We start from the raw sequence: 20117 nt of genomic DNA, 5'->3' as shown, positions 1-20117 counted from the left end.
TTTAGTTCCTTGTCATACGTCGTGCGAGAGCTCGCTGCCAGGACATAGGCAATAGCGCGAGAAACTTGAGAATAAAGGTAAATTTTCGCGGAAAATGTATTTCCGTTTTTCCTTTTGCTAATCCTTGTTGAATCGCCGCCGATGCTTGCTCCACCGTGATGCGCATTGGCATCGCAAAGTCGTTTTGGTCTGTCAGTGGTGTCTTTACAAACCCTGGCGAAATAAGTGACACCGTCACTCCTTGTTGCGCCAGATCTGCCGATAAGGTGTTGGCTATGTAGCTAATCGCCGCCTTCGATCCGCCGTATGCCTCCGCACGTGGCAGCGGCATGTAACTGGCCGACGAGCCGACAATGGCAAGATGCGTACTGTGGGTGAACCGACTCTGTAGCGCTTCAATACAGTGGAGGACGCCGAAGACATTGATCTCAAAAACGCGTTTAAACAGCGCCACATCGACTTTGCCATGGTCGATATATTCACACGTCCCAGCATTTAGAATAATTAAATCGGGAAAGACGCTTAGGTTACTCAGCGCTTGATGCGTTTGTTCGCCATCCGTGGCATCAAACGCCAATGCGTCTAATGATGCGTGATCGCGAGCCATGGTGTTGAGCTTGTCTTGGTTTCGCCCACAGGCCGTTACCTGCCAACCTTGACGTGCATAGTCTCTTGCCAATTGCTCACCAATTCCCGACGTGGCGCCGGTGATCAATACGTGTTTCATTGTCCTAGCCTCGTTTTGATATGTTTGAGCAGGCGACCTATCACAGGCAGCGCCTCGTACAGCATTTCACCTAAGTCGAAGTAATCACGATGGCGAATGATTTTGCCGTCATAAAAACGTAAGTGAGAGCAGCCCTGAACTTGTCGCGTTTTCCCCCTATGCAACTTGGGATGCGATAACATCATGGTCCAGGTCACAAAGGCATCGTCTCCGTCTACCGCGGTCGTGTGTATATGAAATTGACAATCGGTCACGTTTTCGTACAGCAGAGAAAAATACTGGATAAACGCTTCTAAGCCGGTTATCTCATGCGCTGGGTCGACAAACACAATCTTGGGGTGATAAATCGTCGCCAGTGATGACAAGTTATCTTTATTAAGCGCTTGATAGGTCGTCACAAATTGCGACACACCGACATGGGTTGGGGAGCGAGTCATGGTGTTTGCTCCTGAGGCTGATTCTTCGCCGCTTCAAAAATAGCCAGCGCCTTTTTGCGCTGAGTGGCGTGATCCACCACCGGACGCGGATAATCTAGCGTCTGGGCGTAGTGATCTGCCCATTGCCAAGGCTGGTGAATATGCTTGCCCGGCACCTGTTTAAGCGCCGGTAGCCAGCGACGAATAAAGCGCCCATCGCTATCAAAGCGCTCTCCCTGTGTGGTTGGATTAAAGATCCGAAAGTAAGGTTGAGCATCGGTCCCTACCGACGCAGACCATTGCCAGCCCCCGTTGTTGGAGGCAAAATCGCCATCAATCAGCTTGGACATGAAGTAGTCTTCTCCCCAGCGCCAATCGATAAGCAGATCTTTGGTCAAAAAGCTGGCCACAATCATTCTCAATCGGTTGTGCATCCAGCCCGTTTGATTAAGCTGGTGCATGGCCGCATCAACAATGGGAAAGCCCGTTTTGCCCGCCTTCCACGCCTCAAACAAGGTAAGGTCGTTATCCCATACCACTGACTCGCCCCAAACTAAAAAGCTATACTTTTTGCTGATTGCCGGATTTTGCGCACTCACTTCCTGATAGAAATCACGCCAAATAAGTTCCGAAAGCCAGGTGGCTGCCCCTGTATCGGGCTCGCGCCAATCGGCATGCTCTTCTTGTAAACGTGCCAAGCATTGACGTGGGGATAACGCGCCAATGGCTAAATAAGGAGAAAGTTGACTGGTGGCATCAACAGCGGGAAAGTCACGCTGTCTTTTATAATCAGCCACTTGCTCGCGGCAGTAACGACGCATGTGCGCGAGGATCCCTTTCTCATCAGACGCCCAGTCGGAGACATCCTCTGTCGGATAATCAAAGTGAATCGGTTTAAGCTGTGAAAAGATCGCGTCGACGGCCGAATTTATCTCGCGTTTAGGTGGCTTTTGGCGCGGTGAGGCATCCATGCCGTCTAAGGCACGTAAGCAAGCCTTTTTAAAGGGAGTAAACACCTTATACGGTTCACCTTTTCCCGATTTTATGGTGTCCGGTGCAAACAAATTGCGGTCATCATAGGCATACCATGCGATGCCTTTGTCCGCTAACGCCGCGCGCGCCTGTTCATCACGCTTGCTTTCATTGAGCTCGTACTCCTTGTTGGCAAATACCGCTGCTGCACCAATGCGGTGGGCATAGTCAGCCACTTTTTCCGCCGATTGAGAAAAATCAGCCGCACGTTCAACCACCAACGGAATGTTTTGCGCGCGAAGCTCTTCACGTAACGCCTCTAGCCGTGCTTTGATAAGGCCCGCTTGTTTGGGGGCAAGATGGTGCGATGCCCACTGTTCCGGTGTCTCAATAAATATCCCGACCACGGGAACGGACGCTTCGCTGGCTGCGCTCAACGCACGGTTATCCAGCCCACGTAAATCGCGCCGAAACCAGACTAGATGCATAACGTTTTGTTCTCCTTAAGTTCTTCGAGCTCGTCACCGTGTACGGAGCAGATAAAAGCTTGGCTCACAACGTCAATGTCATTTTGAGCAAGACAAAGGCGTACTTGATTGATTTGGGCGCGATCGAGACGACGATTAGCCATTAAGGCCAATGTTGTCACCCCCTGCTCGCGCATCACCTCAACGACCAAATTCAATTGTTGATGCGGAGTGGATAATATTGTGACGCTGTAACCCTTCTCGTTGAGTGCCATCGCCATAAGCACGCGTTGGTATTCGCTGGTTACCGTTAATGAGACAAGCCAGCATCGAGACTGGGCATGTCGCTTGGCATTCGCCGCCAGCGCCGTTCTGCATCGGTCAATCACGGCGCTTTGCCACAGATCGCGCTGCAATACACGAACCGCTTCATCCTCGTCACCTAACCATTGGTCGACCGGTGTAAAGGCATGTTCAACTAACCAATAAAAGGGGTACTCTTTTAAAATCATATCCAGGGCTTTCCCAAGCCGTTTGACTGAGAATGTATGAATACAGTCAATCAGCTCTTGTGCCACGCTGTCGTCTTCGGCGTCGGCCGACGTGGGACTGTGAGCCAGCAGAGGTTTGACCTTGCTAATCGGCACGCCTTTGTCTAACCACTGGAGAATATGAGCGATAGTCTCTACATCTTCTTGGCGATAAAGCCGATGCCCCTTAGCCGTTCGCTCAGGCGCAAGCAATCCATAACGTCTCTGCCAAGCACGCAATGTCACGGGATTAACCCCTGTTTGATCCGCTACCTGACTGATAGTTAGAGTGTGAGGCGTCTTATAGGCCATAGCGAAGCCTCAGCGCATCAGGATAAGGCTTGAGATAAGCTTGGTTAGCTAAGTACGCATCAGGGTGATTATGAAGATGATGCGAAATCAACGTCAGCGGTGCCAATAAGGGCATCGTGCCCTGACGATACGCATGGATAAGATTCGCTAACTCAGCTTTCTGGCGTTTATCGAGGTTGTTTTTAAAATAGCCTTGCAGGTGCATTAACACGTTGGTGTGTTTTTTACGCGTCGCACGAATGGCAATGGCTTGCATAAACGCGGTGCGGTACTGTTCGAAAAAACGATCAAGGTCATAATGGCCGATGTTGGCCATAAATCGCCCCAGTTCACGGTATTTTTCGGGCGAATGCGCCATCAGTACCAACTTATAGCGCGAGTGGAAATCAACGAGGGCTTTCTTGGTCACCCCTTGCTCGACACTCTTGTAAAGATCATCAAGCGCAAATAGCCGAAAAACAAAGTTCTCTTTGAGAATAGGATCGTTAAGCCGGCCGTCTTCTTCAACAGGCAACCAAGGCATGCGCGCCATCAGTGCCTGAGTGTAAAGCCCTACCCCGGAAATATCTGAGGCGTAACCATTCTCGCGGTAGACTTTCACCCGCTCCATGCCACAGGTCGGTGACTTGGCACAGACAATGTAGCCACGCAGTGCTTTGTGAGCGAGCTCTTCCGCTTTCTGTTCACTGAACGCTGTCATTTTCTCGGTGTAGTCTTTTTGCTGATCTTTGGTTTCCACCAACCTCACTGATAGATCGCCTTTGTCGACTAACCGAATAGCGGGGCGCGGCACGGGGAGTCCAATCCCGACTTCAGGGCACACTGGCACGAATTCGACATACGGTGCCAACTCTTTGGTGACAAATGGGCTACGCTTATGACCACTGTCAAATCGTACTTTTTCGCCAATAACACAGGCGCTAACACCTACAGGGAATGACATGTCTCACCTCTACACTGACCGCGCAGCATTGGCTGCGGAGTTGTACATTTATAATATGTTGTACAACTAAGAGTAGAAGATAGATCAAAATTGTACAAAAAAAATTATTTGTACAAGTAAGTGCCCTGTCGCATCCACGTCAGTTACTGGGTTAACCCCGATATTTTGTTGGCAGCAAGCGGCCGATCACTGTCTCAGTATTGATACGCGCAATCCCCCATTCTTAGCACTACACTGTAACTATCTGGTTGTCACCATAAGCCTTACGCGCAGGCCCTATGCCTTTATCAACATTCAATGATCACAACGAGGATCCACTCACACTTGCCAGGCGGTCGGCACAGCCTCGTGGCCGTGCTATCATTTTCATCGCGCTCGTCTGTTTTGGTGTGCTCGTCGCGACGTTTTTGTTGTATCAGGCTGCCCAGTCACAACAAGCGCAACGCACTGAAAAGCTTCTCAATGTGGAAGTTCAAGCCTTGTCCAGCGCCGTCGAACGCAGCATTAATACCCAACTCACACGGCTTAGTTCATTAGCCAGTAACATCGAGTTGGATGTGCCCTCGACCTTCTCGACATGGCAAGCTTTGGTGCAACAAACCCAACAAGACAGTGCCTATATTTCATCATTGTTTTGGGCGGACAGCCGAAAGGAAATAAGTTGGCAAACACACGCAGATACCAGCCATAATAAACCGCGTTTTTCATTTGACGTAGTGGGCGAGCCAGAGGGTCAGCTTGAAACGGATCAGCCCGATCTCACCCGTTGGCGAATTGCTTACCCGATTTACAGTCATAGCCGCGCCGCGCCAAGTTACTATCTTGGCGCAGTCGTTAATCTTGACGCGCTTGTTGGCGAGGTTGCGTCCGACTATCTCAACAAACATCAACACCTCACCATGACCCGCTGGGCAAACGACACCGTGTTGTTTGGTGACACCATCTCGCCGTTTGCCGCGGTTGGGTCGGCACCTTTAACCTTAGCAGGCACGCAACCCGCTATGCAGCTCGCGCTTTGGCAAGAGCCAGGCGCCAGTCAATTTATCTCATTACCCATTCTGATTTATATCGCCGGCATGCTTGTGGCTCTTTTATTGGGCGTCGCGTTGTATTTGGCTGAGGTGAATTTGATGTCTCGCCGGGCGGCGCAGACCACGATTGACTATTTAAAAAATGAAATTGAGCAACGCAAAGACGTCGAGCAGCAGCTACATTTTATCGCGAATCACGACGCCTTGACGTACCTGCCCAACCGTCATGCCCTCACTCGCTATATTCAGCAGCGTGTACATGAATCTAACGCGCACCCCCACGATCTGGCGTTAATCTGTGTGGACATTGATAATTTGAAAGAGATCAATGATTTGTACGGGCAAGCGGTGCATGACCAGCTTTTAGTTGAATTGGCACAACGTCTACAACGCGTGAGGCAAACCGATGACTATATTGCCAAAATCAGCGACGACCAATTCGCGATTGTCGGCAGCGAGCTTTCACCGCTAAAAGCGGAGATTTACGCGAAACAGATCCGAAAAGCCATTGAGCAGCCCTTCTTCCACGACGCAGAGGAGATTATTGTGACCTGTGCCGTCGGCATTAGTTATCGCTACGATGCCTCCATGCCCGCTCAGGAACTGTTGCGTCACGCAGACACCGCGGCGCATCGCGCTCGTCAACTCTCTCATCATAGAGTCGTGGTGTTCCAAATGGCAATGCGAGACCACCTGCATCAGAAAAAGGATACCGAGTACGCCATCCGCAAAGCGATTCAAGGTAACGAGTTGAGCTTACATTTTCAGCCGCAAATCGATCTAAAAGATCACAGCATTGCGGGGATTGAAGCCCTGGTACGCTGGCAAGATACAGAGGGCGCGGTGATTTCGCCTGATACCATCGTCCGCACCGCAGAAGACACTGGGCTTATGCGGCAATTAGGCACTTGGGTGGTCAATGAGGCATTAGAGACCTATGCAACCTTGCTGGCGCAGCACTGTGCCCCCCCATTTATCGCGATAAATATCTCTGGGCATGAATTTCAAGACAGCTTCCTTGCTGATACCATTCTGCGCGCCATTGAACGCCATCAAGTCCCGCCCGAACGTGTGCAAATTGAACTGACAGAACAAGTTTTCATTGAGAACCTTAGCCAAAACCAACATACCTTACACACACTCGCGGCAGCAGGTGTTTCTTTGGCGATTGACGATTTTGGCACCGGATACTCATCTCTGGCCTATCTTAAGCATTTCCCGGTGGACACCGTCAAAATCGATCGCAGTTTTGTCGCCGATCTGCCTCACTGCAAAGACGACATCGTGATTTGCCAAGCCGTCATTAACATGGCGCAATTGCTGAAATTAAAAGTGGTCGCAGAAGGTGTGGAACGTGAAGATCAACGTGACTTTTTGTTTGACCTGGGGTGCCGCTATGCGCAGGGGCACCTTTATTACCCCTCAATGAATATCCATCAGTTGACTGCGCTCCTCACGCAATCACAACCCATCACTCGTTTATTTAATTAATCAACACCATTGTCACGCACACAACAAAAGCGTGCACATAGCGCTTCCTTACGCTGCTTCGGCCATTGCTTTATTTGCCATTCGCGCTGCATCGCCGTTCGCTTTTCCATCGGTTGCGATTGCCACGCCAGTGACAGCGGTCCTTTCCCTCGTAGCGCACGTGCACCTTTACCTTGGCGATGTTGTATCAACCGGCGGCTAACATCCGTTGTTACGCCACAGTAAAGCTGCCCTTGGCGCGTTCGAATCAAATAAACAAACCAAGGCGTATCCATAGGTGTTATCGCTCCAAAACAGCCTCTAACATCTGACGTAATTCCGCCACTTCTTGCTCCAACGCACTCACTCGCGTCACCAAAGAGGCATCGGTGGTCGGTTCTGGTTCCGCTTGCGGTGCTGAGTTCGTCGGCATATTAACGCCGTCAGTAAATAGGTGTTGATAGCGCGACTCGCGCTTCCCAGCCTCACGCGGCAATTTTTTTACCCAGTTTGACGTAATCATGTCAGCCAATGTGCGCTCGACATCTTCGACACGATTAAAGGCATAGAGGCGCTGTGTACGGGTTCTCAACTCCCCGGGCGTCTGAGCGCCTCGCAATAACATGACACAAAGGATCGCTTTCTGTGGCTCACTGAGGGTTAGGTCGCCAAATTGTGTATTACAGAAACGATGTTGATACTTGGCAACACGCCCACCGCTGCCCTCTTGCGGGCTAACCAGACGCATCTCAATCAAGGTCTCTACGATATCTAATACCTCTGAATCGGCCATCTCATAGACAGGATCACGGTTGCTTTTTTGATTCACGGCGGTGGTCAGCGCATTGAGTGTGAGCGGGTAATGATCCGGGGTGGTGACTTCTTTCTCAAGTAAACAACCGATGACACGTTGCTGATACGGTGAGAGTGTCCTTGACATAGCGATGATCCCATTTAGTCGATTTCATCGAGTTATATCAACTGAATGTCGTGCAAGCAATCACTGCGCCGATAACCGCGCAATAATCCACCCGAGGCGACGATCACCAATACTGGTAGCAGGATCACATCTTACGCATCGGGTTGTACACCAGAGCGCCACCATCTGTGCACAGCTAATGATATACTTGACCAAAATGATGTATGTGGAGTGCACGACATGGGTCTGTTTAGTTCAAAGTCTACCCCGAATCATGGCTTATCGATCGTCGCCAGAAACTGTAAAGTGGTCGGTGATATTGATCTTGAGGGTGATATTCAAATTGATGGATTTGGGGAAGGCAATATAACCCAGGCTAACGCCGTTGTTATCTCAGCATCTGGCCACTTTCGCGGTACCATCAACGCTAAGCATATCACCATCAATGGCTTGGTAGAGGGGCAATGTGATGCAGACGCTATCGATATTCTCTCGCAGGGAAAGATGAAAGGCGTGCTGAATACTGAGCAACTGACCATTGAAAAAGGTGGGCTTCTTGCTGGTGAGAACCGTGCCACTCTATCAACAGACACAGTGGTACCCTTAGCGGAACAAGCAAGATCAGACGATAAAGCAAGCAAAGACAAAAAAGCTCATCCACCCTCCTCGAAACAGTCGTAAGGAAGCCTGTGAATGTCCGACTCTAATCAATCCCCCGTCAGCTTTGATAGCTTTTCTCCTGAGCTACAATGCGTGATTCGTTATGAACAAGCCCCTGAAGCCATGTACACGATGATCGCCTCGGTACATGATGCGTCCAGTGCCAGTGTCAAAGAAGCGTGGGAAAAACTGCCTGCCAGTGCGCAAAACATTCTCGACAACTATGATCAATTTCACGCACTCGTCGCCATAAGTCAAAGCTATGCGGGTATCGATGCGCTGAGCGAGCTCGAAAAGGTTGACTTAAGTGATATGTCTGATGAAGGGCGCGACAACTACAAAGCGCAAATTCTTGATGATGTGCTCAGCTCTTGTGTCAAAGATTTATCGAAGCAACTGAAACAAGCACGTTTAAAGCCTGGATTAAAACGCGAGTTTCAAGCTATTTTCCAAAAATAAGAAAGGCCAGTGCCATGCACTGACCCCTGTGATTCGCCCCCACCGGTTGGGGGCTTCTTGTGACTAAACAGACGCAATTAAGCGGATTCACTGAGCGGCGTCGTCTTTTCACGACGTGCACGCACAGAGGCGGCCAATTGATGGAGCACTCTCTCAGTATCTTCCCAACCAATACAACCATCCGTAATGCTTTGACCATAGGTAAGCGACTGACCGTCCGTTAAATCTTGGCGACCTTCGACGAGATGACTTTCGATCATCACACCAAAGATGGCTTTGTTGCCTGCTGCAATTTGCCCCGCCACATCTTCGCTGACGTCTTTCTGCTTTTGATATTGTTTGCTGCTATTGGCATGGCTCAAATCAATCATCAATTTTTGCCGTAACCCAGCATCAGCCAGCGCCCCACAGATCTGATCGACATCACCCGCGTAATAATTAGGCGTTTTGCCTCCACGTAGAATCAGATGACAATCCTCATTACCTGCGGTTGCGACGATCGCAGAGTGTCCATACTTGGTCACTGATAAAAACTGGTGCGGTGAACTCGCTGAGCGAATGGCATCCGTGGCAATTTTGATATTCCCATCTGTGCCATTTTTAAATCCAACAGGACACGATAGCCCAGAGGCAAGTTCGCGATGCACCTGAGACTCTGTAGTCCGTGCCCCAATCGCGCCCCAACTAATTAAATCGGCCATATACTGTGGCGTGATCATGTCAAGAAATTCACCCGCCGCAGGCAAACCAGAATCCGCAATATCTAGCAGTAAGTTACGCCCTAGTCGCAGCCCATCATTAATTTTGAAACTGTTGTCTAAATACGGGTCATTAATTAGGCCTTTCCAACCAACCGTCGTGCGCGGCTTTTCAAAATAAACCCGCATCACCACTTCCAAATCGGCACTTAATGTCTCACGCAGCTGTTTAAGTTTTTTGGCGTAGTCGCGCGCAGCATTAGGGTCGTGAATAGAACAAGGCCCTACAACGACAACCAAACGGTCGTCTTGGTCGTTTAAGATCTGATGGATCGCCTGACGTGCATTAAATACGGTGTGTTCCGCCGCGTCGGTCGCTGGAAACTTTTCCAGTACAGCGATAGGTGGAAGGAGTTCTTTTATTTGGTCAATTCTAACGTCATCGGTTGGGTGTACACTCATGGGCTAATCCTGTGTTTGCGTGTCGCTGACTCACGTAGCTGATTGCCACGTTTTCGTTATTCGACTCCTACGCTAACCTGCCACATTCTTTTGTGCAAATATTTTTTTACGCAATAGTAAAACCCTAAATCAAACAAAACATTGACACATCAATCCTCGTGAATTAGCGACGCAATGTGCGCTGTGGTTTAAATATGGGCGCAAGATCGGCTAAGTTATTGCACTGACTACGTTGAAGCTATTACACTGATGTTAAATACAAATGGAGTAAATGCTGTGATCACACGCCTCAGTAAAGCGGCACTATTGGCCATGACCCTGTCCGTACCCGCTGCACATGCGACCAATTTTGATTACAACCATATTCAGGTCAACGTCCTTGCAAATCCTAGTGGAATTGGCGGGTTGGGACGTTTTGCATTTACGGAAGGCGCACACTTCGTCGCTAAAGGGGATACGCAATTCGAAGGTGACTGGTATACCTCGGGCGGTGTTGGCTTTCATGCCCCAATTAACCAGTTTGTCGATGTGTATGGCGAGCTGGAAGGTGCATGGTTTCGGCGGCCAGACGACGACAAGCACGATACCGGTGATTTTGCCACTGTGATTGGTGCCGGATTGCGCGGCTGGGTAGCCCCACCGATTGAGGCCAATTTGTATGTCGGTTCTATCATTTTTGATCAAGACGACACCACCAGCTTAGTGGAAATTGGCGGGCGCTTTCACTCCACTGAAACCTTGTCGTTAGGCGCAACGTGGCGTGCCAATGGCTTGGAACAAAATCGCTTGATTTTTTCTGTCAGATACCTGTATTAATAGCAAACGGTAACCATCTCACTCCCTTGTGTTGCCGTCCAGTGTGACCTCTCTCACTGGTTATATTGTCAATCTAAACTAAGTTTAAGGTATGGACGTAATCGCTGTTACAAGGCGGGCGTCTTAGTGCGTGGTGCAACTCCCACAGCGATGCTCGTTGTGATTGTGCGTGGGAACTGTCGGAGGGTATAACGATGGTGATGACTCAACGTATTGATGAATTTGAAAGAAAAATCCAAGAGGCCTATCAAGAAGGCAACATTGAAACCGCTCATCGCTTGGAAGAGCAAGTAACGATGTTACGGCGACGTCAACTCAGGCCTGCTGCTGACTTCCAAGCCGCCAGCCAAGTAGAAGACTTTCATGAAGTGTCAGACGGCGACTATTACGACAACTGACGCCCGAGCATCGAAACACGTAAGCATAAAAAAGCCTTCTCCATGGAGAAGGCTTTTCATTTTTGCTGAATAAAACGAGTGTGTATAAAAGGGCTCAATCAGCAGATTATTGTGCAGCACGTTCACGGCGAACAATCCACGCCGCAGCAGTGATAAAAGCAACGACCAGTGCAGTTTCCACAGCAATTTTCCCAGTTTAAAAATGATAGACAGAGTGATACGCGTTTCCAGCAGCTCAAGCTGTTCAAAGGATGAGCGCTTTCCAACAGATGGACGTAGTTTACGGATAAATCACTGTAAAATCAGCCGTAGAATCGATCTCACGCAAAGAAAAGTGAGTTTTTTGGCCAACTAGACAGTTGAACGCATAAAGTTTCATCACTTAACACCTTGTGGTGCGACAAAGCGCAGCTTTCACTGTTAGCGATACATCACATTTAACCAATGACGCCTTTAGTTAGGGAAGTTGCCACGATATTGAGGCAAAGGCAGAGATAAATCGTGGAGAGAGGTTTGATACTCGGCCTATGTCTTAAAAGTAACAGTAAAGTGGCAGAGCAATCGTTATATTGTGTAGTCGAGAGGTTCCGCTACACCATTTGGTATAGCGGAAACGTCAGTGTTTAATGGTCAGCGCCAACACGCTCAGCCATTACAGCTCGATTAAGACTCAGGTTTGGACTTCTTTTTTACCAAAGGCGCATCACCAACCGGCACGTTGGTATAAAAGCTTCTATCTCGCTTTTTTGGCGCCTTTTTCTTGTTCTTAACGGGGGCTTTTTTGGGTTTAGCTGATCTTGAAGGTTTTGCTTTTTCAGCTTTTTTCTCTTTAAAGCCTTTGAACTTTCCTTCAAAGCCTTCAATCTTAGTAAAGTCGAGTTTTTGCTGTAAAAAACCTTCGATATTTTTAAAACTACGCCAATCTTTAGGCCCTACCAGTGAGTAAGCCAATCCTTGCTGCCCAGCACGACCGGTACGCCCTACTCGATGAATGTATTCTTCCGCATGCTTTGGCATATCAAAGTTGATCACCAAAGACACATTCATTAAATCCAAACCTCGCGATGCCACGTCCGTGGTCACCAAAACCTTATGAAATCCACGCTCAAACTCGTTCATGATCCGGCTGCGTGTGGCTTGGTTCAATTCACCACTGAGTGCAATCGCTTGGTAGCCAGCCTGAGAAAAACGTTCAGCTAAACGCTCTGTGTCAGCGCGTGTCGCGGTAAAAATCATGACTTGCTTATGCGCATTAGCTTTTACCAGTTCCTCAAGCAGCGCATGTTTATGGTCGAGGTGATCACTCAGCACAAAGTGTTGCTCAATATCGCTATGTAGCGCTTCAATTTCCCCTACGGCAATACGTTTAGGAGACTTGAGCATCCCCGCGGCGATGTCTGTCACTTGCTGATGATCCAAAGTGGCAGAAAACATCAGTGTCTGCCTTAAACGGTGATCCGCATGTTGGTTAACCGCGTCGAGCTGCGCTTTAAAGCCCAAGTCAAGCATACGATCCGCTTCGTCCAAAATCAGCATTTCCAATCCCGACAAAGACAAGTGGCGTTGTTCAAGATGATCAGCTAATCGACCTGGCGTCGCGACCACAAAGGTTGGCGACTGGCGAAACACCTTCGCTTGCTCGTTAAAATTCTCGCCACCGAGTACCAAGGCCGGTTTGTGGCTGGTGCCGCTGGTCAACATACGCAGCTGACCATACACCTGTTTTGCTAGCTCACGGGTCGGCGCCAAGATCAAGACACGCGGATCGCGACGACTGAGGGGCTTAGAACGCAACACACGCTGCATAGCTGGCAACAAAAACGCCAGCGTTTTCCCCGATCCTGTTTTTGAAGAGGCCAGTAAGTCTTTGCCTGCCATTACAACGGGGATGGCTTGACGTTGAATGTCTGTTGGCTGTTCAAATCCACGGTGGGCAATAAGCGATAGTAAGCGTCTATCGAGTCCCAGATCGTCAAATTGCAAGGTATCACTCCAAAGGTCAATCAAAAGCAAAAGGCGTGCACACGCCAATTAAGGCGGCGAATGCTATCATACTTTAGCAAAAAACACCGCACCAAAAATATTGATTACGCCACGAATGGAGAGCCACGCTAACATGAATGACACACTACGCTACCAGTGGAAAAAGCTCAGCTTGGTGGAAACCCATACACAGACACCTGATGGTCTGCACCACGTACACCACGTCATACGCCACCCTGGTGCCGCCGTGATATTACCTCTGTCAGAAGATGGCAATATACTGCTGCTCAAGCAATTTCGTCCTGCCATCAATCAATGGATTATCGAAGCGCCTGCGGGCACACTGGAAGCGAAGGAGCCACCGCTAGAAGCCGCCAAAAGAGAGTTAGAAGAAGAGGCCGGTTATGTGGCGACTCGCTGGCATTTTCTCGGCATCGCTCACCCTGTGCCCGGGTTTTGCGATGAAGTGCAGTATTTTTATATTGCCCAAGCGCTCACTCCCAGCCAAACGCAATTAGATGACGATGAGTTTATTGCGCCTTATTGGGTGAGCCCTTCCCAGTTACAGGCGCTCGTTGCAAATGGACAAATCACAGACACCAAAACTTGCGCCATTATTCTCCGTGCCCTATTTGATGGGTTGATCCCGACAATGGGCGTCTAACCTCTGAAAAATAAAGCACTAGGCCACAACTTTGTTAACAAGATGTTGACGGCAAATTGAGCACCAAGGTAGCGTAACAGGTACGACCAGATAACAAGGAGTGTCTATGTTCTCGTCTCCGTTAGCACGCGCTAATCAACATTTGTCGTTGTTTGGCTTTTTAAAAGTACCCATGATCGGTTGGTGTCGGCCCAAGATCCTCTCCATCGACGATAAGCATGTCACGATGCGAATCCCGCTGGGGCGACGTACCAAAAACCACCTCAACAGTATGTATTTCGGCGCGTTGGCAGTTGGCGCTGATGTCGCGGGTGGCTTTCTTGCCATGGCCATGGCCGAGCAACGCGGGGTTAAAATTAGCTTAGCGTTTAAATCCGTCAACGCTGATTTTCATAAACGACCAGAGGATGACGTGGTGTTTACGTGTCTTGATGGAGACAAGATTAACCAGTTGATCAGTGAATCAATCGAAACGGGTCATCGCGTTAATCAGCCTGTCACCATTGTGGCCACATGCCCAAGCTTACACGGGGATGAGCCTATGGCGACCTTTGAATTGACGCTATCGGTCAAAAAAATCGGCGAATAATCCCCCATCACCGCACTTGTCTCTTTTTATTGTTTGTCACGCCTTCAGCCAGTCTGTCTCGTCAATAGACTGGCTTGGTTATCACTACACTATAATCAACCAGTTACATAATACCTAGCATCATTGTGACTTTGGTTCTGAATTCTCCGTTATATTATTGACTTTACACAACGCCGATAAAATCGCGAGATTGCGGTGAAATTCACCGAGTTATCAACCGTTTTTGTGGATGAAATTCAAGTTATACACAGGCGCTTTTGTCTTAAGATTGAAACAAAAAAGCACCGTCAAAACGGTGCTTAAGGTGGGATTATTCAGGGTGATAGCGAATTTGGTAGAAGATACGATATAGCACAGGCACCACAATCAACGTCAGCACGGTGGCAAACCCGAGCCCAAACATAATCGTCACCGCCATCGGCCGGAAGAAAACATCCGGCAATAAAGGAAGCATCCCTAAAATAGTGGTAATGGCCGTCATGCACACTGGGCGTACCCGGCTCACCGCCGCATCGACGACGGCTTGATAGCGCTGCTTACCACTGGCCACTTCGATATTGATCTGATCGATCAATACAATACCGTTTTTGAGCAGCATCCCACTCAAGCTTAAAAAGCCCAAGAGCGCCATAAAACCAAACGGGGTATCCAACAACAGCAATCCTGTGGTGACCCCAACCACCGCTAAGGGAACCGTCAGCCAAATGATCAATGACTCTTTCACCGAATTAAACAACAATATGGTGACCAGGAACATAAACAAATAACCAAGCGGCATAATGCTAAATAAGCCTTCTTTTGCCTCTTGGGAAGATTCATGCTCCCCACCCCACTCGATACTGTAACCTTCAGGCAGAGGAATCGACTCAATATCCGCACGCACTCGGCTTAGCAAAGTCGCCGCGGTGGTTTCCCGTAACGGATCGGGGTCGGCCAACACGGTGAGCATTCTTTTGCGGTTTTTGCGCATGATAATCGGATCTTCCCAACGCATGTCGTAATCGAGAATGACTTGCTGTAAAGGAATGTAGTCTTTCAATACCGGGCTCCATATTTTCATCCCTTCTAAGGTATTGATATTCACGCGCTCCTCATCGGGCAATCGAGCAACAATCGGCATAAGGTTGGTCCCATCCCGATAAACACCAATTCGTTTGCCGCTGAATGTCATTGTCAGCAACTCGTCGACATCTTTTTTGGTGATGCCATAGCGCCGTGCCTGACTTTCATTAAACGCAGGCTCAAGAACTTTGGTGCGATTACGCCAATCATGGCGGATATTCACCGCATCAGGATCCTGATGCAATCGCGCTTCTACTTGTTTAGCAATTGCGCGTAACTTAGTGGGATCTGAACCAAAAATACGCGCCTCAATTTTCGAGCCGGTAGCAGGGCCTAAGGAAATAGGCTTCAGTTTAAGCTGCGCATCTGGGTACTGGCTACGAACATGCTCTCGCACCATGCCCATAGTGGGTTTAACATGATCGTATTGATCAACGCGGACGATCAGCTCGCCATAAGCGGCGTATGTTTTCTCCGGTGAATAGGTCAACATAAAACGTTGCGAACCTTGTCCGGCACTGGTAGAGACATAGTTGACGCCTTGTTGTTTACTCAGCCAGCTCGACACCTCATCCAGTGTACTTTGTGTGGCACGAATATCGGTGCCCTCTGGCAACCAAACGTCGACCATAAACATGGGCGTGGTGGAGTCAGGGAAAAACGACTGCTTGAGGTGACCAAAGCCATAAATACTGGCCCCCAGTGCCACTACCATCACCAACAAGGTGATATAGGCGTGATGCATGCAGGCGGTAAGAAAACGTTTATACACCACAAACAGGATCCCGTTGTAGGGATCACTGCCCTCATCCCCTTCTTCAAGCGGTGTTTCTTTGAAGAACACGCTGGCAAAGAAAGGCGTTAACGTGATAGCGGTAAACCAACTTAACAGTAAGGAGATTAATAACACTGTAAATAAGGTGCCGCAGTATTCGCCCGTTGCATCCTCTGACAAGCCAATCGGGGCAAAAGCCGTTACCGCGATCACCGTCGCTCCAAGCAAAGGCCACTTGGTTTGCGTCACTATGTCGTGAGCCGCCTGTAGACGGGTTCGTCCTCGCTTTAAGCCCACGAGTATCCCTTCGACGACCACGATGGCATTATCCACCAACATCCCTAGGGCAATGACTAACGCCCCGAGAGAGACGCGTTGCAGGTTAATCTCGAAGTAGTACATGAATACAAACGTACCCAGTACCGTCAGCAATAACACCAAACCAATGAGTAGTCCTGAGCGCAGGCCCATAAAGAAGAGCAGCACGATAATCACAATCGCCACCGCTTGGCCTAAACTGGAGACAAATCCGCTGACTGAGCTATCGACCTCATTGGGTTGGTTATAGACATGATGAACATTGATTCCCACGGGCTGATCACTGTTCAACGCCGCGAGACGCTTATCCACACTGTCGCCGACCTCTACCACATTCACACCATCAGCAAACGATATTCCTACCTGTAGCGCTTGTTTGCCGTTGTACGAAATGATCTGCCGCGGTACCTCTTGATATCCACGTTTTACCTCGGCAACGTCACGTAAGTAAATCAGCCCCTGTGACCCAGCTTCGGTCAGGATCAAGTTGCCCAACTCATCCACGGAGGAAAACTCCCCAGTTGGGTGAATGCGAATGTATTCATCGCCCACACGCAATGCCCCTGCGTTGCTCACGAGGTTTTGCGTCGCCAATAGATTAAACAAGGTGTCCGGTGAGATCCCTAGGCTACTTAACCGTTGAATCGAGACCTCAATGAAGACTTGCTCTTGCTGCGTGCCACTGACTTGTACCTTGCCTACGCCATCAACAAGCTCAAGCTCGCGGCGCAAAAAGTCAACATAGTCTTTTAGTTCGCTGTAGCCGTACCCTTCGCCAGTGACGGCTAGCATGATCCCAAACACATCACCAAAATCATCTTTCACCTGTGGCGGATTGACACCGGGAGGAAGCGACCCACGCGCATCATGGACTTTTCGTCGCAACTCATCCCAAATTTGTGGCAAATCATCGGCGCGGTATTTGGGTTTCATTTTGACCGTGATTTGGGACAGGCCACGACTGGAGATCGAACGCACTTCATCCACATAGGTCAGCTGCTGAACCGCTTTCTCCAGCGGATAAGTGACTTCTTCTTCCACCTGTTGGGGGGTGGCACCTGGATAACTGGTCACCACCATCGCATCTTTGATGGTGAAAGCAGGGTCTTCCAACCGCCCTAACTCCAAAAATGCAAGGGTGCCACCAATCAGGAAAATCAACGTGATCATCCAGCTAATCACTTTATTTTGAATAAAATATCCCGCTACACCCTGCTTCATGATGCATTTTCCTCTTTCGATGCCAGCGTCACTTTTTGCCCCTCAGACAGGTGATTGGTTCCTCCCACCACGATACGATCCCCTTTAGACACACCCTGGGTTATTTCTAGCCGCTGACCATGAATGCGCCCCATCGTTACCCGCTGTTTCGCCACGGTTTGTGTGGTGCTGTCGTAAATCCATACATAACTGTGGTCTCGATCCAGTGGATCCCCGTCTTGGTTAAACACCGCTTCGATGGGCACGGAAAGTCCGGTGCGTGTCAGTTGTAACCCTTCCCTCGCAATACTGACCTGTACGGGCATGCCATCTAAAATAAACTGCTCCTTTGGCATGGGCATCGTTAGCGTCACCACAAAAGCACCACTGCTCGGATCCGGCTCTGCCGTGTATTCATCAATCGTGGCTGGGTAAGACTGCCCTTGCTGAGTTAAGACTTTCGGTTGTAGCCGATCTTGCACTTCTTCTGCACTCGCGCCCGTATTTTGGGTGAATAACACATCCGGCACTTGCACACGAATATCAGCACGCGAGGCGTCATGAATGTTCATGATCCCTTGTCCTGGCGCTATGGTTTCAAATGGCTCAACATTCAGCTTAGATATCACCCCGTCAGCTGGCGCTCTGAGCGCAACATAAGATAAACGAAGCTTGGCCAGTGCCAATTCCGCTTGCGCTATTTCGCGCTGCGCTTTTAACTCATCAAATTGCGACTGGGCAAGCATGCCTTTCTCTACCAAGGGGGCTGAACGCCGATACTGCGCATCGGCCACGTCAAAACGTGCACTGGCATTCTCTACCGCTAAGCGGTAATCCGTAGGCTCCAAACGTGCCAATACCTGTCCCTGCGTCACGCGATCGCCCGCTTTGACATTAATGGCTTGGATCTCACCTGGCACGCGAAAAGCAAGTGTCGCTTTATCAGCCGCTGCTGCCACCGCGGGAAAAGAGATTCGTTCATTCAGTTGCTGTTGGCTCACCGTAAATGTGGTTACCACAGGCAAAGGCACCGGTTGAGCATCGGTTGCGGGCTCACATCCAAACAGCGCATTAACTGCGAGCAGACCGAACATGGCTTTTATCGCTCTCATAATCCTCTCTCCTTCACCCACGCTTTCACACGGTCACCTTCTTTAAGCGCACTGACGCCAGTTGCGACAATGACATCGCCATTTTCAAGGCCTGAAAAAACCTTTCCTTCACGCAAGGCTACTGGGGTCAACTTAACGGTTCCTTGTCGACTGACACGCCACACGGCTTTCTCACCATTTGCGTCGAGCAAAGCAGAGTCCGGTATTTGCGTTTGTGACTCGGTAGGAATGGTGGCATGCACTTTTGCTGCCATGCCTGGCAATACATTGATGGCATCAGGCCGATTTAAACTCACCGTGACATGGTAAGAGGCGGTTTTGGGATCCGCCTCTGTGTCGATTTCTTTAAACTGTGCAGGAAACTGTCGCGATGGATGGGTATCAAATGACACCTTCGGCACGAGTGTGTCAACATGCTGAGCAAAATAGTGAAAGTAGCGCTCTGGTAATTGGAAACTGACATTAATAATATCTTTAGATTGAATGTGTAACACTGGCGCTTGCGCTTGAGCGAATTCATTACGCTCTTTCATTCGGAGTGAGACAGTTCCCGCATACGGCGCTTTTAGTTGCGTATAATTCACATTAGTCTGCGCTTGCTCTAGGCCAGCCGCCGCTTCACTGAGTGCCGAGCGGGCTTCATCAAACCTTTGTTCGGAAATCACTTTATCGTTATGCAGGCGTTCGGCACGATTAAATTGTACCTGAGCAAGCTGATATTGCGCACGCGCCTTATCTAATTGCAGCTGATACTGCTGGCTGTCTAACGCCGCCAGCACTTGCCCTTTCGCGACATCCATACCTGCTTTGATCGGCATTGACTCAATCACCCCTGACACTCGGAATGAGAGCAAAGCTTTATCATCCGCTTCAACTTGAGCTGGAAATTGGCGGGCAAGCCCATCTTCATTGGTGACTACGGTCAGTAACTTGGCGGGTCGAGGCGGTGTTTCAGACGGTGCTGACACCTGGGGTTCACCACAGCCAGCTAGGGCGAGAGCGAGGGAACCGCTCAATACAAAACGCTTTATCATCAGCTTTTCCTTACAATAAAACCCAGGATCCGACAGCGTTTGTCAGGCCCTAGGTCTTTGATGGGTCATTGTTTTTATCTTATTCCGCGCTAACCGCTAT

Annotated in this window: 19 protein-coding genes; 7 read left to right on the top strand and 12 right to left on the bottom strand. The window is 49.5% G+C overall.

What is annotated here, in order from left to right; all coding sequences use genetic code 11:
• Window position 1 precedes the first annotated feature (1 nt).
• The 5 genes from BZG72_RS09780 to BZG72_RS09760 are packed head-to-tail and all read right to left on the bottom strand — an operon-like array spanning window position 2 to window position 4367.
• Complete coding sequence (locus tag BZG72_RS09780; RefSeq protein WP_077666671.1) at window positions 2-727, bottom strand: SDR family NAD(P)-dependent oxidoreductase; 726 nt, start codon at window positions 725-727, stop codon at window positions 2-4.
• Window positions 724-1164 (bottom strand): nuclear transport factor 2 family protein, encoded by a 441-nt coding sequence (locus BZG72_RS09775; RefSeq protein ID WP_077666670.1) that lies wholly within the window; start codon window positions 1162-1164, stop codon window positions 724-726. Before BZG72_RS09775 ends, BZG72_RS09780 begins: the two co-directional genes overlap by 4 nt.
• Window positions 1161-2603 carry a deoxyribodipyrimidine photo-lyase gene (phrB, locus tag BZG72_RS09770; RefSeq protein ID WP_077666669.1) on the bottom strand — a complete coding sequence of 481 codons (1443 nt, stop codon included), beginning with the start codon at window positions 2601-2603 and terminating at the stop codon, window positions 1161-1163. Before phrB ends, BZG72_RS09775 begins: the two co-directional genes overlap by 4 nt.
• A complete protein-coding gene (locus BZG72_RS09765) occupies window positions 2594-3424 on the bottom strand; it encodes a MerR family transcriptional regulator (protein ID WP_077606598.1) in 831 nt (276 codons plus the stop codon). The genes phrB and BZG72_RS09765 overlap by 10 nt, the downstream gene beginning before the upstream one ends.
• A complete protein-coding gene (locus BZG72_RS09760) occupies window positions 3414-4367 on the bottom strand; it encodes a YbgA family protein (protein ID WP_077666668.1) in 954 nt (317 codons plus the stop codon). The genes BZG72_RS09765 and BZG72_RS09760 overlap by 11 nt, the downstream gene beginning before the upstream one ends.
• Before the next feature lie 278 nt (window positions 4368-4645).
• Here BZG72_RS09760 and BZG72_RS09755 point away from each other — a divergent pair, with 278 nt between their 5' ends.
• Window positions 4646-6889, top strand: coding sequence for a putative bifunctional diguanylate cyclase/phosphodiesterase (locus tag BZG72_RS09755; protein WP_077666667.1), 2244 nt, complete (start codon window positions 4646-4648; stop codon window positions 6887-6889).
• Here BZG72_RS09755 and BZG72_RS09750 read toward each other — a convergent pair.
• Both BZG72_RS09750 and BZG72_RS09745 read right to left on the bottom strand, forming a co-directional pair.
• The gene (locus BZG72_RS09750; protein WP_077579121.1) at window positions 6886-7164 is read right to left on the bottom strand and encodes a GIY-YIG nuclease family protein; all 279 of its coding nucleotides are present in this window, start codon (window positions 7162-7164) and stop codon (window positions 6886-6888) included. The genes BZG72_RS09755 and BZG72_RS09750 overlap by 4 nt on opposite strands.
• Window positions 7165-7169: 5 nt before the next feature.
• Window positions 7170-7808: a YceH family protein gene (locus tag BZG72_RS09745; RefSeq protein ID WP_077579120.1), complete on the bottom strand. Its 639-nt coding sequence runs from the start codon at window positions 7806-7808 to the stop codon at window positions 7170-7172.
• A 219-nt stretch (window positions 7809-8027) separates the two neighbouring features.
• Here BZG72_RS09745 and BZG72_RS09740 point away from each other — a divergent pair, with 219 nt between their 5' ends.
• Entirely contained in the window at window positions 8028-8468 is a 441-nt protein-coding gene (locus BZG72_RS09740) for a bactofilin family protein (RefSeq protein WP_046075823.1), read from the top strand.
• Between the two features lie 12 nt (window positions 8469-8480).
• Window positions 8481-8906 (top strand): DUF3069 domain-containing protein, encoded by a 426-nt coding sequence (locus BZG72_RS09735; RefSeq protein WP_046075822.1) that lies wholly within the window; start codon window positions 8481-8483, stop codon window positions 8904-8906.
• Between the two features lie 77 nt (window positions 8907-8983).
• Here BZG72_RS09735 and aroG read toward each other — a convergent pair whose 3' ends face one another.
• Window positions 8984-10066: a 3-deoxy-7-phosphoheptulonate synthase AroG gene (gene aroG / locus BZG72_RS09730; RefSeq protein ID WP_077666666.1), complete on the bottom strand. Its 1083-nt coding sequence runs from the start codon at window positions 10064-10066 to the stop codon at window positions 8984-8986.
• A 276-nt stretch (window positions 10067-10342) separates the two neighbouring features.
• Here aroG and BZG72_RS09725 point away from each other — a divergent pair, with 276 nt between their 5' ends.
• Window positions 10343-10882, top strand: coding sequence for a hypothetical protein (locus BZG72_RS09725; RefSeq protein WP_231637467.1), 540 nt, complete (start codon window positions 10343-10345; stop codon window positions 10880-10882).
• 200 nt (window positions 10883-11082) lie between these two features.
• Window positions 11083-11280, top strand: coding sequence for a hypothetical protein (locus BZG72_RS09720; RefSeq protein WP_131828031.1), 198 nt, complete (start codon window positions 11083-11085; stop codon window positions 11278-11280).
• A 663-nt stretch (window positions 11281-11943) separates the two neighbouring features.
• Here the strand turns inward: BZG72_RS09720 and BZG72_RS09715 are convergent.
• Window positions 11944-13263 carry a DEAD/DEAH box helicase gene (locus BZG72_RS09715; protein ID WP_077666690.1) on the bottom strand — a complete coding sequence of 440 codons (1320 nt, stop codon included), beginning with the start codon at window positions 13261-13263 and terminating at the stop codon, window positions 11944-11946.
• A 133-nt stretch (window positions 13264-13396) separates the two neighbouring features.
• On the opposite strand from BZG72_RS09715, the gene BZG72_RS09710 reads away from it, so the two are divergent.
• Together BZG72_RS09710 and BZG72_RS09705 are read left to right on the top strand one after the other, a co-directional pair.
• Entirely contained in the window at window positions 13397-13927 is a 531-nt protein-coding gene (locus BZG72_RS09710; protein WP_158075463.1) for an NUDIX hydrolase, read from the top strand.
• A 106-nt stretch (window positions 13928-14033) separates the two neighbouring features.
• Window positions 14034-14516, top strand: a complete 483-nt coding sequence (locus BZG72_RS09705; RefSeq protein WP_077666662.1) for a PaaI family thioesterase — start codon at window positions 14034-14036, stop codon at window positions 14514-14516.
• 310 nt (window positions 14517-14826) lie between these two features.
• Here the strand turns inward: BZG72_RS09705 and BZG72_RS09700 are convergent, their stop codons facing one another.
• Genes BZG72_RS09700 through BZG72_RS09690 form a run of 3 tightly spaced genes read right to left on the bottom strand, consistent with a single transcriptional unit; the run spans window position 14827 to window position 20017 of the window.
• Entirely contained in the window at window positions 14827-17892 is a 3066-nt protein-coding gene (locus tag BZG72_RS09700) for an efflux RND transporter permease subunit (protein WP_077666661.1), read from the bottom strand.
• On the bottom strand, window positions 17889-18983 hold the full coding sequence (locus tag BZG72_RS09695) for an efflux RND transporter periplasmic adaptor subunit (protein ID WP_077666660.1): 1095 nt from the start codon (window positions 18981-18983) through the stop codon (window positions 17889-17891). Before BZG72_RS09695 ends, BZG72_RS09700 begins: the two co-directional genes overlap by 4 nt.
• Window positions 18980-20017 carry an efflux RND transporter periplasmic adaptor subunit gene (locus BZG72_RS09690; RefSeq protein ID WP_108743043.1) on the bottom strand — a complete coding sequence of 346 codons (1038 nt, stop codon included), beginning with the start codon at window positions 20015-20017 and terminating at the stop codon, window positions 18980-18982. The genes BZG72_RS09695 and BZG72_RS09690 overlap by 4 nt, the downstream gene beginning before the upstream one ends.
• Window positions 20018-20117 lie beyond the last annotated feature (100 nt).

This window comes from Salinivibrio sp. PR6 (assembly GCF_001995955.1).
In the GTDB taxonomy this organism is placed as follows: domain Bacteria; phylum Pseudomonadota; class Gammaproteobacteria; order Enterobacterales; family Vibrionaceae; genus Salinivibrio; species Salinivibrio siamensis.
This window is presented reverse-complemented; position numbering and strand designations above follow the sequence as displayed.